This window comes from Nocardia sp. NPDC059177 (assembly GCF_042755165.1).
Lineage (GTDB): Bacteria > Actinomycetota > Actinomycetes > Mycobacteriales > Mycobacteriaceae > Nocardia.
Window position 1 is genome coordinate 1 of sequence record NZ_JBHZBX010000026.1, and the last position, 14,169, is coordinate 14,169.

Annotated in this window: 10 protein-coding genes; 4 read left to right on the forward strand and 6 right to left on the reverse strand. The window is 69.9% G+C overall.

Going from position 1 to position 14,169, the window contains the following annotated elements; translation table 11 throughout:
- Positions 1-539: 539 nt before the first annotated feature.
- On the forward strand, positions 540-2,282 hold the full coding sequence (locus ACFXK0_RS25605) for an FAD-dependent oxidoreductase (protein ID WP_379413392.1): 1,743 nt from the start codon (positions 540-542) through the stop codon (positions 2,280-2,282).
- Between the two features lie 51 nt (positions 2,283-2,333).
- On the opposite strand, the gene ACFXK0_RS25610 is transcribed toward ACFXK0_RS25605, so the two are convergent.
- Both ACFXK0_RS25610 and ACFXK0_RS25615 read right to left on the reverse strand, forming a co-directional pair.
- Positions 2,334-3,479, reverse strand: coding sequence for an acyl-CoA dehydrogenase family protein (locus tag ACFXK0_RS25610; protein WP_379413393.1), 1,146 nt, complete (start codon positions 3,477-3,479; stop codon positions 2,334-2,336).
- A gap of 41 nt (positions 3,480-3,520) precedes the next feature.
- Positions 3,521-5,029, reverse strand: a complete 1,509-nt coding sequence (locus ACFXK0_RS25615) for an aldehyde dehydrogenase family protein (protein WP_379413394.1) — start codon at positions 5,027-5,029, stop codon at positions 3,521-3,523.
- A gap of 222 nt (positions 5,030-5,251) precedes the next feature.
- On the opposite strand from ACFXK0_RS25615, the gene ACFXK0_RS25620 reads away from it, so the two are divergent.
- Genes ACFXK0_RS25620 through fadD5 form a run of 3 tightly spaced genes read left to right on the forward strand, consistent with a single transcriptional unit; the run spans position 5,252 to position 8,638 of the window.
- Positions 5,252-6,238: an NAD(P)H-dependent flavin oxidoreductase gene (locus tag ACFXK0_RS25620; RefSeq protein WP_379413395.1), complete on the forward strand. Its 987-nt coding sequence runs from the start codon at positions 5,252-5,254 to the stop codon at positions 6,236-6,238.
- On the forward strand, positions 6,235-7,041 hold the full coding sequence (locus ACFXK0_RS25625; protein WP_379413396.1) for an enoyl-CoA hydratase: 807 nt from the start codon (positions 6,235-6,237) through the stop codon (positions 7,039-7,041). The genes ACFXK0_RS25620 and ACFXK0_RS25625 overlap by 4 nt, the downstream gene beginning before the upstream one ends.
- 25 nt (positions 7,042-7,066) lie before the next feature.
- A complete protein-coding gene (gene fadD5 / locus ACFXK0_RS25630) occupies positions 7,067-8,638 on the forward strand; it encodes a fatty-acid--CoA ligase FadD5 (protein WP_379413397.1) in 1,572 nt (523 codons plus the stop codon).
- Here fadD5 and ACFXK0_RS25635 read toward each other — a convergent pair.
- The 4 genes from ACFXK0_RS25635 to ACFXK0_RS25650 form a co-directional block, all read right to left on the reverse strand.
- Entirely contained in the window at positions 8,628-9,668 is a 1,041-nt protein-coding gene (locus tag ACFXK0_RS25635) for an alpha/beta fold hydrolase (protein ID WP_379413398.1), read from the reverse strand. The genes fadD5 and ACFXK0_RS25635 overlap by 11 nt on opposite strands.
- A 60-nt stretch (positions 9,669-9,728) precedes the next feature.
- Complete coding sequence (locus ACFXK0_RS25640) at positions 9,729-11,087, reverse strand: lipase family protein (protein WP_379413399.1); 1,359 nt, start codon at positions 11,085-11,087, stop codon at positions 9,729-9,731.
- 84 nt (positions 11,088-11,171) lie between these two features.
- Positions 11,172-11,864, reverse strand: a complete 693-nt coding sequence (locus tag ACFXK0_RS25645; protein ID WP_379413400.1) for a TetR/AcrR family transcriptional regulator — start codon at positions 11,862-11,864, stop codon at positions 11,172-11,174.
- An 88-nt stretch (positions 11,865-11,952) separates the two neighbouring features.
- Positions 11,953-14,169: an acyl-CoA dehydrogenase gene (locus ACFXK0_RS25650; RefSeq protein ID WP_379413401.1), complete on the reverse strand. Its 2,217-nt coding sequence runs from the start codon at positions 14,167-14,169 to the stop codon at positions 11,953-11,955.

The window sequence follows — 14,169 nt, forward strand, 5'->3', positions numbered from 1 at the left end:
TTTTTAAACCCCCCCCCCGTGGGGCCCCGTCTCACCGCCACCGTTTCTTGCTCCTTCGTCGCCTACGAAACGGCGCCTGATCGACGGGACGGGCGCGAACCGCCGCTTCGCGGCGATCCCTCCTCGGGGTCGGGATGTGCGGGGCTGGGGATGCGGTCGGCTCGGCCTCGCACCTTCGCCGCGTGCGGTGTCCGGATCTGCACATCTGATTCGGACACCGCACGTCTACTCGGCTGTGCCTACGGTGTGGCAGTGAGTTCGCTGGGTCTGCCGCATCGTGTGCTCGGCCGAGGCACGACGCGATCACAGTGTTGCGTGGGGTAAGGTACGCCACCCGCGTCGTCGCCGGGCATGGTCTAGTTTAGTGCACCGAGCGAGAATAGTCATCAACTTAATTCCAGAAATTCCCTGGCATGTTCAGTGGATTGCCACATGTTTCCACCCAATCAAGAGAGAATTGTCAGTAACATAGTCGTCCGGAGAGGAAGTCCCGCCGCCGCGTACCCGCGTCGGCGGCTGGGCCGACGACGGGGACGAGAATGGGAATCAACTGGCGAGCGGCCGGGCGCGGATTCACGCGGACGGCCCCGGCGAGCGGTCTCGTCGGCGGGTCGACGCTGCCGCCCACGCGGCGCGGACCCGCCGCGCCGGGCAGCCCCACCGTCGCGGTCTTCGGCGCGGGTCCGGCGGGGCTGACCGCCGCCCACGAACTGGCCGAACGCGGCTGCACGGTCACGGTCTACGAGCGTCGCACCGCCCCGGGCGGCAAGTGCCGTACGGTCTCCAGCAATCGGATCTTCGGCTTCCACCACAATCTGCCCGACACTCTGCGCCGCATTCCGGTGCGCGGCAACCGTCACGGGGTCCACGACAATCTGATCCAGGTCGACGCGACCACGATCGCCAGCACGGAACGCGGCAATCACACGGTGCCGCAGCCGTTTCCGCTGTCCTCGCGCCGAACCCCGATGACACCACGGCAATTCGCCGACTCGACCGTGCCGGTCTTCGAGACCCTGTTCCGGCTGCCACCGCACGAGGCGCTCTTCGCCGCCGAACGGCTCGCGGTGTACGTGTCCAGCTGCGACGAGCGCAAACTCGGGCAGTGGGAGCGGATGAGCTGGTCCGATTTCGCCGGGCTGCCGCACTGCTCGGCCGACTACCACCGGTTCCTCGACGACGGCTTCCTCCGCTCGCTGATCGCGACGACATCCGCCGGCTGCAGCGCGCATTCGATCGGGCTGACCGGCGAGGACTACATCTGGTCGCTGCTGAATCTCGACGACAACGGCGGTGGTCACGACCGCGTCTTCGACGGGCCGGGCAGCGAGGCGTTCATCGATCCCTGGATCACGCACCTGCGCTCACTCGGTGTCACCATCGTGCTCGGCGCGCGGCTGACCGGATTCGAGACCGACGGCGCGCACATCAGCGCGGCGACGGTGACCGACAACACCGGAGCCCGGCACACCGTGCGGGCCGACCACTACCTCAGCGCGATACCCCTGGACAAGGTGCCCGCGGTCCTCTCGCCGGATATCCTCGCCGCCGACCCGCGCCTGGCCGCGATCGCCGAACTGCACTCGGCCTGGCTGGTGGGCATCCAGTTCTTCCTGCGCAGGCGCGTGGCCCCGGCCCGCGGCCAGGTCGCCTATCTCGACGCACCATGGCGGCTGACCTCGATCAGCGCGGGACACCTCCGGCACCGGCCACTGCGCCGCCACCGCGACGGGAGCGTGGCCGATGTGCTCTCGGTGACCATCGCCGAATGGGACGCGCCGGGCCTGGTCACCGGCAAGACCGCCCGGCAGTGCACCCCCGGCGAACTGGCCGCCGAGACCTGGGCGCAGCTGCGGGCCCACGCCGATCCGGCCGACGGCGAACCACTCACCGGCGACCTGGTGCACTCCTGGCTGGTCGACCCGTCACCGACCGGCGCGGGCACCCGCGAGATCGCCTACGACGACGCCCTGTTCGTCCCGCAGCCCGGATCGTTGGCCGACCGGCCGCACGCCGGCACCGGGCTGGACAACCTGTTCCTGGCCGGCGACTGGATCCGCACCGGCACCAACATCCCCTGCCTGGAGGGCGCGAACGAGAGCGGCAGACTGGCCGCGAACGCTATCCTGCGCGCGAGCGGGTCGGCGGCGGGCGCCGTCCCGATCACGCCGCGGTTCCGGATGCCGCTGTGGGAACCCCTGAAACTGGCCGACAGCGCGCTGTACCAGGCGGGTCTGCCCAACACCTTCGACCTGATCGACCGCCGCTACCCGGTGCGCTGAACGACGCGGGCGCCCGGCCGGAAACCGGCCGGGCGCCCACTCCCCTCCTCGTCAGAGGCCGAACGTCTTACCGATGATGTCGCGCTGGATCTCGCTGGTCCCACCGAAGATGGTCGACACCAGGGCGCCGCGGACATGCTTTTCCATGTCGAACTCGCGGGCGTAGCCGTAGCCACCCATCATCTGCATCCCGGCCAGGGCGACCTGCTTGGAGGTCTCGGTGGCCTTGAGCTTGGCCATCGACGCCTCGCGGGCGAAGGTCTTGGCCGGGTTGGCGTCCACCGCGGCGGCGACGCTGTAGACCAGCAGCTTGGTGCACTCGATCTCGGTCGCGAGATCGGCGATCCGGTGCCGCAGGGCCTGGAAGGAACCGATCGGCCTGCCGAACTGCTTACGCTCGCTGATGAACTGCAAGGTGTCCTCGAAGGCGCGCTCGGCGGCACCGAGGCTCATCGCCGCCAGGATCAGGCGCTCGAAGTTCAGGCCCGTCATCAGCTGACGCCAGCCGTTGCCCACCTCACCGACGACCGCGTCCTCGGGGAGCACACAGTCGGTGAAGTACAGGTCGTTGGTTTCCTTCTGGTTGCCCATCAGCTCGATCGGGCTGATCTTGAGGCCCGGGGTGTCGGCGGGCACGTGGAACATGGTGAGTCCCTCGTGCTTGCCGCCACTGCGGTCGGTGCGCGCCACCAGCAGGATGTTCTCGGAGATGTGCGCGTTCGAGCACCAGGTCTTCTGGCCGTTGATCAGCCAGCCGTCGGTGGTCTTCTCCGCGCGGGTGGTGATGTTGCCGACGTCGGAGCCCGCCTCCGGCTCCGACATCGAGATCGACTGCGACGCACCGCGCACGATGCCGCGCAGCACATTGTCCTTCTGCGCCGCCGAGCCGAATTTGGCGTAGGCGCCGCCGGTGATCAGGGTCGGGCCGATGGCACCGATCGGCAGCAGGCCGCGCAGGCTCTCCTCGAGCAGGATGCACATGTCGACCATCGAGGCGTCCGAGCCGCCGTACTCCTCGGGCACGGTCAGGCCGAGCCAGCCGAGCTCGGCCATCTTGGCGTAGACCCCGGCGTTGTGCTGCTCGGCATCGTGGTCGGTCAGCGCGTCGCGCTTCTCCCTGGTGCCTGCCTCACGCTTGGCGAACGCGGCGACCGCCGCGGCGAAATCCTGCTGTTCCGGGCTGAATTCGACGCCCATGAGTGTGTCCCTCTGCTTTCGTGTTCCGTGGATCTAGCGGTCTACTTGGCGCGCCCGAAGCGGCGCGCGGTCAGCTTGCGCACCATCGACATGGTCGACTCGGTGCGGGAGAACGAGAGCAGCGCCATGCCGGGGATGACGAAGCGCTGCCGGGCGATCGAGTGCGGCCGGGTGAAGCCGAGCAGGCCGGCGGCGCCGTGGATGCGGCCGATACCGGACTCGCCGACGCCACCGAAGGGCAGCGCCGGAATGGCGGCGTAGGCGGCCGGGCTGTTCACCGAGGTCGCGCCGACCCGCAGCTGCCGGGCGATCTCCATGCCGCGCTTGCGGGAGAACACCGTGGAGGCCAGGCCGTAGCGGGAGGCGTTGGACAGCCGGATGGCCTCCTCGACATCGCGCACGCCGCGGATGGTCAGGGTGGGGCCGAAGGTCTCCTCCACGACCGCCGCCGAGTCCTCGGGGGCGTCGAGCAGCACGATCGGGCTCACGTACGGCGCCTGGATCGAATCGCGGCTGCCGAAGACCGCCTTGGCGCCCTTGGCCAGGGCGTCCTCGACGTGCTCGGTGACGATGCCGAGCTGCGCGGGCAGGGTCATCGGACCGTAGGCGGCCTCGGGGCCCGAGCCCGGCCGCAGATCGGCGACCCGCTTCTTCACCTCGGCGAGGAACTCGTCGAGCACCGAGTTCACCACATAGCAGCGTTCGGTACCGACGCAGGTCTGCCCGGAGTTGGCGATCGCCGACCAGACCACCGCGTCGGCGGCCGCGGCGACATCGGCGTCCTCGGCGATGATCGCCGCGTCCTTGCCACCGCATTCGAGGACCACCGGGGTCAGCTTCTGGGCGGCGGCGGCCATGATCCGCTTGCCGGTGGCGGTGGAGCCGGTGAAGGCGATCATGTCGACATCGGACTCCACCAGCGCGCGGCCGGTCTCGCCGTCACCGCTGATGACGCTCAGAATGCCCTGCGGCAGTGCGGGATTGGCCTTGGTGAAGGCGTCGGCGAACCAGTGCCCGACCCCGATGGTCAGCTCGCTGGGCTTGAAGACGACGGTGTTGCCCGCGGCCAGCGCGTAGGCGATGGAGCCGTTCGGTGTGTACACGGGGTAGTTCCACGGGCCGATCACGCCGACCACACCGTGCGGCCGCTGCTCGATCACCGCCTCGTGGTTGGCCATCATCAGGCCGGGGAAAACCTTCTTCGGCTTCAGTACCTTGTGCGCATTGTCCGCGGCCCAGTTCAGGTGCTCGACGGCGGTGATGACCTCGAGGTAGGCGTCCTCGAGCGGCTTGCCGTTCTCGGCCTTGATCAGCTCGCAGAACTCATCGATGTTGTTGATGATGCCTGCGGCCCAACGTAGAAGTGCCCGCTTCCGCTCGGTGAACCCGAGTTCACTCCACGTCTGCGCAGCCGACCGAGCACGCGCGACAGCAGCGGCGACGCTCGCGGCATCGTCGACGGCCCAGCTGCCGACCGGCTCACCGGTGGCCGGATTCGTGGTGCGCACGATCTTCGCAGAAATGGGGGCGGTAGTGGGGGTTTCGGTCATTCTCGACCATCCTTCAGATAGCTCGACGGCAGCCCCGCTCGACACGGGACGGGCGGGGCGCCCACGGGTTGCAGCACACTGCGCGGCATATTGACAGGTCGCGCCAGCCGCCGTTAAGTTAATCATAATTCTCGTTAAGTTAATCACGATTCTCTTCAGTTGCAAAGAGCTATCACCGCTCGGCGGCACTGCGGGGAACGTCGAATCCGGAGGGAGAGCGCAATGCTGCGCACCCGATTCACCGAGGCCTTCGGTGTCGAGCACCCGATCGTGCAGGGCGGCATGATGTGGGTAGGCCGCGCCGAGCTCGCCGCGGCCGTCTCGGAAGCGGGCGGTCTCGGCATCATCACCGGGCTGACCCAGCCGACGCCGCAGGCGCTGCGCGAGGAGATCGCCCGCGCGCGTGACCTCACCGACAAGCCGTTCGGGGTGAATCTCACGATCTTGCCCTCCATCACTCCCCCGCCGTACGAGGAGTACCGGCAGGCGATCATCGACGGCGGCGTGCCGATCGTGGAGATCGCGGGCGGCAATCCGGCCACCCACCTGCCCTTCCTCAAGGACGCGGGCATCAAGGTGCTGCACAAATGCACCAGTGTGAAGCACGCGCTCAAGGCCCAGCAGGTGGGCGTGGACGCGGTCAGCATCGACGGCTTCGAATGTGCCGGTCACCCGGGTGAGAACGACACCCCGGGTCTGGTACTCATTCCCGCCGCGGCGCGCGAACTCGAGATCCCGATGATCGCCTCCGGCGGTATCGCCGACGCGCGCGGGCTCGTCGCGGCCATGGCGCTGGGCGCCGACGGGGTCAATATGGGTACCAGGTTCCTGTGCACCGTGGAATCCCCGATCGCGCATGTCGTGAAGGAGAAGATCGTGGCCAACACCGAGCTCGACACCAAGCTGATCTTCCGCACCATGAACAACACCGCGCGCGTCGCCGACAATGCCGTCAGCCGCGAGGTGGTCGAGATCGAGCGTGCCGGTGGCACTTTCGCCGATGTGCGCGAGCTGGTCGCGGGCGCCCGTGGCCGCAAGGTCTACGAGGACGGCGATCTGGACGCCGGTATCTGGAGCGTCGGTCAGTGTCAGGGCCTGATCCACGACATCCCCACCTGCGCGGAGCTGGTGGCCCGGATCGTGCGCGAGGCCGAAGATCTCATCGCGGGCCGTCTGGCCGGCGCGCTCGTCGAGGCGGTGGCCCGATGAGCGAGAGCGTGCTGGTCGCCGAAGAACACGGGATCCTGCGGATCACCATCGATCGTCAGGCGCGGATGAACGCGATCGACCTGGCGGCCATGGACGAACTGGGCGAGCTGGTCGTCGGCGCGCAGAACCGCCCCGACGTGCGGGTCATCGTGCTGACCGGCGCGGGCAAGGCGTTCTGCACCGGCGCCGATCTGGCCGCCGCGGCGGCCGCGGGCGGCAACGAGGCCTCCCCGGAGCGGGTCATGGACAGCGCCAACGGCCTGATCCGCGCGATCGTGGACTCGCCGCTGCCGGTGATCGCCCGGATCAACGGGCCCGCCGCCGGTGTGGGTACCTCGATCGCGCTGGCCGCCGACCTGATCTACGCCGTCGACTCGGCCTACCTGCTGCTGCCGTTCACCTCCATCGGCCTGATGCCCGACGGTGGCGCGACCGCGATGGTCGCCGCCGCCATGGGCCGGGCCAGGGCCGCCGAACTGGCGCTGCTCGGTGCCCGGCTGCCCGCGCCCGAGGCGGCCGCCGCCGGCCTGATCAACCGCAGCCTGCCCGCCGACGAGATCGACGCCGAGATCGACGCGGTCGCGGCCAAACTCGCCGCCGGTCCGCGCCGCGCGCTGGAACTGACCAAGGCCGCGCTCAACGCCGCGACGCTGGTCGAGCTCGACGCCGCACTGGCCAGGGAGAAGGCCGGTCAGTCCGAGCTGCTGGTCTCGCCCGACTTCCTCGAGGGCATGACCGCCATGTTGACCCGCCGCGCACCGCGTTTCGCCGGTGCGCCCACGCCCATCGCCGACCCGGCCTGATCCACGCTCCCGAGGAGACGACCCCATGACCATTGCCGCAGAACCGCAGCGCTCGCGCCGCAACCACTGGATGAACCAGATCGCCATCCACGCCACCACCATCCCGAACGCGCCCGCGCTGCGCTACCTGGGTGAGACCACCACCTGGGGCGAGTTGCACGCGCGCGTGCAGCGCCTGGCCGACGCGCTCGCCCGGCGCGGCGTCGCCGCGGGCGACCGGGTGATGATCCTGATGCTCAACAACACCGAGTACATCGAATCGGTGTTCGCCATCAACACCCTCGGCGCCATCGCGGTGCCGGTGAACTTCCGGCTCACCCCGCCCGAGCTGGTCTACCAGGTCGACGACAGCGGCAGTGCCGTGGTGATCACCGACGCGGTGCTCGCGCCGCTGGTCAAGGCCGTGGCGGCGGGCACCGACACGCTGCGCACCCAGATCGTGGTCGGCGTGCCGACCGACGACGACGTGCTCGGCTACGAGGACCTGATCGCCGAAGAGGGCCAACCGCACGAGCCGCGCGATGTCCCCGAGGACTCGGCCGCGCTGATCATGTACACCTCGGGCACCACCGGCAACCCCAAGGGCGCGGTGTTGACCCACCTCAACATGCAGGCCCAGGCGCTGACCTGTATCCGGGCCATGCGCTACAGCGACGACGACATCGCCTTCTGCGCCTCGCCGCTGTTCCACATCGCCGGCCTGGGCAGCATCGCCTGCTGCTTCCAGCTCGGCGCACTGACCGTGATCCACCCGCTCAAGGCCTTCGACGCCACCGAGGTGCTCGACGCCTGGGAGCGCGAACGCGCCACCTCGGTGTTCCTCGTACCCGCCCAGTGGCAGATCGTCTGCGCCGATTCCAGTGTGCCGCAGCGTGATCTGCGCCTGCGGGTGATCAGCTGGGGCGCCGCGCCCGCCTCGGACACGGTGCTGCGGGCGATGGCCGAGACCTTCCCGGACGCGCTCAATGTGGCGGTGTTCGGGCAGACCGAGATGTCGCCGATCACCTGCGTGCTCGACGGCGAGGACGCCATCCGCAAGCTGGGCTCGGTCGGCAAGCCGATCCCGACCATCGCGACCCGCATCGTCGACGACGAGATGAACGATGTCGCCCCCGGCGAGATCGGTGAGATCGTGTACCGCGGGCCGACCATGATGCGCGAGTACTGGAACAACCCGAGTGCGACCGCCGACGCGTTCGCCGGTGGCTGGTTCCATTCCGGTGACCTGGTGCGCCGCGACGAGGAGGGCTTCGTCTATGTGGTGGACCGCAAGAAGGACATGATCATCTCCGGCGGCGAGAACATCTACTGCGCCGAGGTGGAGAACGTGCTGTTCGCCCATCCCCGCATCCGGGAGGCGGCGGTGATCGGCCGCGCCGACGAGAAGTGGGGCGAGGTCCCGGTCGCGGTGATCGCGGTGGAGGACGCCGAGGCGATCGCCCTCGCCGACCTCGAGGAGCACCTCAACGCCCATCTCGCCCGCTACAAGCACCCCAAGGCGCTGGTCGTGGTCGAGGCGCTGCCGCGCAATGCCGGTGGCAAGGTCGTCAAGCACGAGCTGCGCAAGGCGCACGGCTCGGCTGCGCTCAGCAGCTGAGGAAGTCCTCGATCGCCGGATAGGTCGATGCCGCGGCGGCCGCACTCGCCACCAGGCCGAGGTGGCCGCCGCGGACTTCGACGAACCGCTTCTCGGCGGCGTTGGGCAGCACGTCCAGGCCCCGGCGCACCGACGCGGCAGGCACCACCACATCTCCGCGGCTGCCGATCAGCAGTACCCGGCAGGTGACTTTCGCCAGTTCGATCACCAGGTCCGAGCGCAGCCGGATCGAGCCGGCGGCGAGCTCGTTGCGCAGCACCAGGCTGCGATAGATCTGCCAGTAGGAGCGCCCCGGATAGCCGGGCATGCCCGCCATGAAGCGGTCGGTGGCCTCCATCCGCGCGAGCGCCTCGGTGTCGAGTGCGTTGCGCGCCAGGAACATCGGCCTGCCCAGTTCCCGGTCGAAGGCCTGGAGCCGGAAGCCGATCCGCACGAATTCCTGCGGGATACCGCCCATGAGCCTGGTGGCCAGCGCCATCTCCCGGCCACCGGTGAGCTTGCCCACCAGGCGCAGCGGCGCCAGCATGGCGGTACGCGCCTGGTCGATCGGCGTCGCCAGCCCGGTGATCGAGGCGATCGGCAGGTCGGCGTGCGCGGCCGCGGTCAGCAGCGACATGGCCCCGCCCAGCGACCAGCCGATCAGATCGACCGGTCCGTCGTGCTCGTCGGCGACCCGCCGGATCGCCTCCGGCAGGATGTCGTGGGTCCAGTCCTCGAGGCCGAGATCCCGGTCGGCGTAACCGAAGTGGCCGTAGTCGATGACATAGGGCTGCCTGCCCTGCGCGAGCAGATACCGCACCAAGCTCTGCCCGGGACGCAGGTCGAAGCACGACGGGGTCACCGCCAGCGGCGGTACCAGCAGCACCGGATTTCCGGTGGCCGGTGCCGACCGGTCGTAGCGCTTCAGATGACGGTGCCTGCGCCGGTAGACCGTCGTCGACGGCGCCGGGTCGTCGGCCTCGAGCCCACCGCCGAACGACACCGACCAGACATTGCGCACCGCGCGCGGCACCTCGGCAACGATCCCCACGAACTCTTCCTCACTCACACACCAGCTGCCGAACGGCAGACCCGACAAGCTCTTTCGCCGCTAGGCGGCAGGCCGCTCCGCCTCGGCCTGCGCCACGTCCGCGCGCCGGGTGACCGACTCGGTGAGCGGACGCGACAGCAGTGCCTGCGCGGCGCCACGGAACAGATCACCCAGCCCGCGGCTGCCCGCGGGCAGGCGCAGCAGGCTCCACACGGTGGTGGTCGACGAGGGCGTCGGCCGCAGGCCGGCGAAGCGGTCGGCCAGCCAGTTCAGGCTCAGCGGCGTCGAGATCGCCAGCAGGCCGAGGTGCTCGCTGAGCCGGTCGCGCAGGTAGGTCACGTGCGCGCCGTGCGCGCGATAGCGCTCGACCAGGGCGTCGATGTCGGCGGTCGCGATGATCTGGTCGCGTACGGACTGCACCACCAGCAGCGGCACCTCCGGCGCGACGGTGCCCAGGGCCGCGTCGTCGAACACCGCGGTCATCTCCGCCAGGGCCAGCACCTCGGCGATGGGCAGCGAAGTGGTGTGCCGGTCGAGGTCGTAGCGGGCCAGCCGCAGCACCGCGGCGGCGGTCGTCTGCCGGGTGGCGCGATCGAGGACCGCGCGGCCCGCCTCGCTGATATGTGCCTCGATGATCGCGTCGAAGGCCGGATACACCCGGCGCAGCGCCGCCACGACCAGCGTCGGCAGGCCGGCGTGCAGGCTGCCGTTGAGCCGGTGGAAGGTGGCGACGAGATCGCCGACCGGCGAGCCGAGGACGGCACCGGCTATGTCGAGTTCGGGCGCGTAGGTGGGGGCGGTCTCGGCGGCCCAGGAGGTGGCCAGGCCACCGCCGGAGTAGCCCCACAGCCCGACCCGGCGCTGCGGATCCAGCCCCAGCGGCGCGAAGCGCAGGGCGGCGCGCACGCCGTCGAGCGTGCGATAGCCGGGCTCACGGGGCGCGCCCCACGCACCGAGCAGGCCCTCGTGATCGGGAATCGAGACCGCCCAGCCGCGCTTGAGCGCGTCGACGAAGCACAGCAGTTCGATATGGGCGAAGGTACCGATCGCGCGGGCGCCGCGCTGCAAGGCGTAGGAGGGGAAACCACGGGAGGAGACCGCGTCGATGGCGCACTGGAACGACAGCAGCGGGGTGCTCGCCTCGACCCCGCCGACGGGAGCGATCACCGTGGTCACCGCCGCGTCGGGCGCGCCGTGCAGATCGGTGGTGCGGTACAGCAGCTGCCAGGCGGTCACCCGTAGCGGGATCAGGCCGAAGGCCGCCAGTTCCACCGGCCGCCACCGCAGGATGGTGCCCACGGACTCTTGTTCGTAGCCCATCGCGGGGCGGTAGAACGGGTCGTCGTCGGGCAGGGTGGCGCGCGGGGGCGCGGGCCAGCTCTCGGCACGCACGGCCGAGCCGGTGACGGACAGCGTCATCGATGTCTCCTAGATGCGGTTACATCGACCAGGTTAATGGTACTTACGGTACCATACAAGTGTTGGCGATACTTCTTGTTACATCTATTCCGCCGGGGCGGTCGCGACCAGATCGGCGATCGGGGTGAGCGGATTGAGCATCACCCCGGCCTTGCGCAGGCTGCCGTCGATGATCGCCCAGATGGCTTCCCGCAGGTAAGACGACAATTCCGCCGCGTCCATCGGCTGCATCGACCGGCTCAGCCAGCGGTTCACGCTGCCGTCGACGAAGCCGACCAGGCCGAAGGCCATCGGCTCGGCGATCGTGGTCGGCGCGGACTGGGCCCGCAGCGCGTTCTCGAACACCTCGCGCACGGTGCCCGCGATGGCGATCTTGGCACCGGAGACCACCGGCGACTTGTGCCCCTTGCGCCCCTCGGAACCGGCGCCGAGGAAGTAGTGCAGGCGCGGATTGGCCACGATCCAGCCCAGATAGGTGTCGACGGACCGCGCGATCGCCTCGGCCACGGTGCCCTCGGGATTCAGCGTCGGCGCGACCACGACCATCAGCTCGTCGAGGATGCGGGCGCGCAGTTGCTCGTCGAGGTCCTGGCGATCCTTGAACAGCCGGTACAGCACCGAGCGCGGCACACCGGCCAGATCGGCGATCTCCTGCACGCCCACCGAGGCGCCCTGGGCTTGTACGGCCGCGAGAGCGGCGGTGAGGATACGTTCGCGGCGGTCGGCGCGATGGCGATCCCACCTGCTGGCCCGGCCGTCGGCGCGCTGTGCGGTCACGTTCCTCCCTTCGGGCACCGGGTCGGCGCGGTACGACGAACTGTAGTCCCGGCGCGACGACGCCTCGGCGCCGCCCGCCGGGGCCCGATCAGGACGTCACCGAGGCGTCGCGGGGCAGTCCGAGCATCCGCTCACCGATCACATTGAGCTGCACCTCGGTGGTGCCGCCGTAGATGGTGGTGGCCCGGCCCGCGATGAGCTGTTCCATCGCGTGATCACTGCGCTCCCCCGGCACCGAGACCACACCCGCGATCCCGAGCCCGTCGACGACGAACTCCGAGATCGCCTGTCCCAGCGCCATGCCCAGCAGCTTGCCGACACTCGAGGTGGTGGACACGTCGATCCCGGACAGCTGCTTGAGCACCACCCGGGAACCGATCACGTCCACCGCGCGGCTCTCGGCCATCAGCTCGCCGACCCGGTAGCGCGCCATCGGCGAGAGCTCGCGGCCCATCGCGAAGCGCAGCAGGTCGGTGTCGGTGGCGTAGGCCTCCATCTTCTGGCTCAGCGCCACCCGCTCACCGGCCAGTGTCGTGCGGGCCACGTGCCAGCCGTCGTCGACGGCGCCGACCACGTTCTCGTCGGGGATGAACACCTCGTCGAGGAACACCTCGTTGAACAGCGCCGACCCGGTCATCTCGCGCAGCGGCCGCACCGTGATTCCGGGGCTGGACATGTCGAGCACGAAATAGGTGATGCCCTCGTGCTTGGGCTTGTCCGGGCTGGTCCGCGCGATCAGCATGGCCCAGTCGGCGAACTGCGCGACCGTGGTCCAGATTTTCTGGCCGGTCACCTGCCAGCCGCCCTCGACCTTGGTGGCCTTGGTGGTCAGGCTCGCCAGATCCGAACCCGCGCCCGGCTCACTGAACAGCTGACACCACACCACCTCCCCGCGCAGGGTCGGCACGACCAGCTCCCGTTTCTGCCGTTCGTCGCCGTGCGGGACGATCGCGCCGACCGCCCAGGTACCCATCAGCAACTGCGGCATCGGGATGCCGGAAGCCTTGACCTCCTGCGCGATCACCACCTGCTCGAGCGGCGAGGCCGAACGGCCGTAGGGACGCGGCAGGTGCGGCAGGTTCCAGCCGCCGTCACCGAGCGCGACGAGCTGGTCGTCCTCGTCGTCGATCGCGGCGATCTCCGCCAGCTCGGCCCGCACCTCGGCCCGGATCAACTCCGCCTCGGCGGGCAGCTCCAGCTCTCTCGACAGCGTCGAGCCGGCCAGCGCGTAACCGGCCACCGCCTCCGCGCGGACCTCGCGCGCCCCCAGCAGCGCACGCACCCCGAGTGCGCGCCGGTAGTACAGATGCGCGTCGTGCTCCCAGGTGAAGCCGATGCCACCGTGCACCTGGATGCAATCCTGCGCGACCTGCACCGCGGCATCGGGCACGATCAGCCCGGCGATCGCGGCGGCGTAGTCGGCGGTGTCGTCGGCGCGATCCAGCGCGAACGCCGCGTCCCACAGCACCGCGCGCGCCTTCTCCAGCGCGATGCCCATCTGGGCGCACTTGTGTTTGACGCCCTGGAACTGCCCGATCGGCCGGCCGAACTGCACCCGGGTCCTGGCGTATTCGGCCGCGGTGGACACACACCACGACATCACCCCGACCGCTTCGGCGCCGAGCACGACCGCGGTCACCGCACGCACCCGCGCCGTGCTCACCGCGAGCACCCGATCCGCAGGAACCTCGACCGCATCCGCGTGCAGCCGAGCCGAACCGCGCAGCACATCGATGCTGTCCTGCGCGCCGACGGTGAGCTCGACCTGCTCGAACGCCACCCACTCGCGCACACCGTCGACCGACACCGGCGCGATGATCACCTCGGCGCCCAGCGCGCCGAGCACACCGTCGGCGGTGCCGTCCACGACCAGGCCGCCGCCGTCGCGGCGGGTGCCGGTCAGCGCCGACTCCGTGGCGACGGCGCCGGTGCGCGATCCGTCGGTGAGGCCGGGCAGCTGCGCGGCCGCCCACGGTCCGCCCGCCTGCGCCAGCACCGCGCTCGCCAGCGCGGTCGGCACGAACGGGCCGGTGTGCAGGCCACGGCCGAGCGGTTCGAGCGCGACGGCCAGGGTCAGCAGACCGGCGCCCTGCCCGCCGAGTTCCTCGGGGACGTGCAGGCCGAGCAGATCCTGGGCGACGAGCGCGTCCCAGTACGGCAGCTGTTTGCCCGCGTCGCTCGATTCCACCGCGGCGCGGACGTGCTCGGCGGTGACGGTGCGTTCGACGAAGCCGCGCACGGCGTCGGCGAGGGCCAGGTGGTCCGCACTGACACCGACGCCGAGCTCATAGCTGGTGCGCGCCAT

Bases quoted from the DNA above. Each gene is read 5' to 3' on its own strand.
- ACFXK0_RS25605 (WP_379413392.1), top strand. From the start codon at position 540: ATGGGAATCAACTGGCGAGCGGCCGGGCGCGGATTCACGCGGACGGCC.
- ACFXK0_RS25610 (WP_379413393.1), bottom strand. From the start codon at position 3,479: ATGGGCGTCGAATTCAGCCCGGAACAGCAGGATTTCGCCGCGGCGGTC.
- ACFXK0_RS25615 (WP_379413394.1), bottom strand. From the start codon at position 5,029: ATGACCGAAACCCCCACTACCGCCCCCATTTCTGCGAAGATCGTGCGC.
- ACFXK0_RS25620 (WP_379413395.1), top strand. From the start codon at position 5,252: ATGCTGCGCACCCGATTCACCGAGGCCTTCGGTGTCGAGCACCCGATC.
- ACFXK0_RS25625 (WP_379413396.1), top strand. From the start codon at position 6,235: ATGAGCGAGAGCGTGCTGGTCGCCGAAGAACACGGGATCCTGCGGATC.
- fadD5 (WP_379413397.1), top strand. From the start codon at position 7,067: ATGACCATTGCCGCAGAACCGCAGCGCTCGCGCCGCAACCACTGGATG.
- ACFXK0_RS25640 (WP_379413399.1), bottom strand. From the start codon at position 11,087: ATGACGCTGTCCGTCACCGGCTCGGCCGTGCGTGCCGAGAGCTGGCCC.
- ACFXK0_RS25650 (WP_379413401.1), bottom strand. From the start codon at position 14,169: ATGGCGCGCACCAGCTATGAGCTCGGCGTCGGTGTCAGTGCGGACCAC.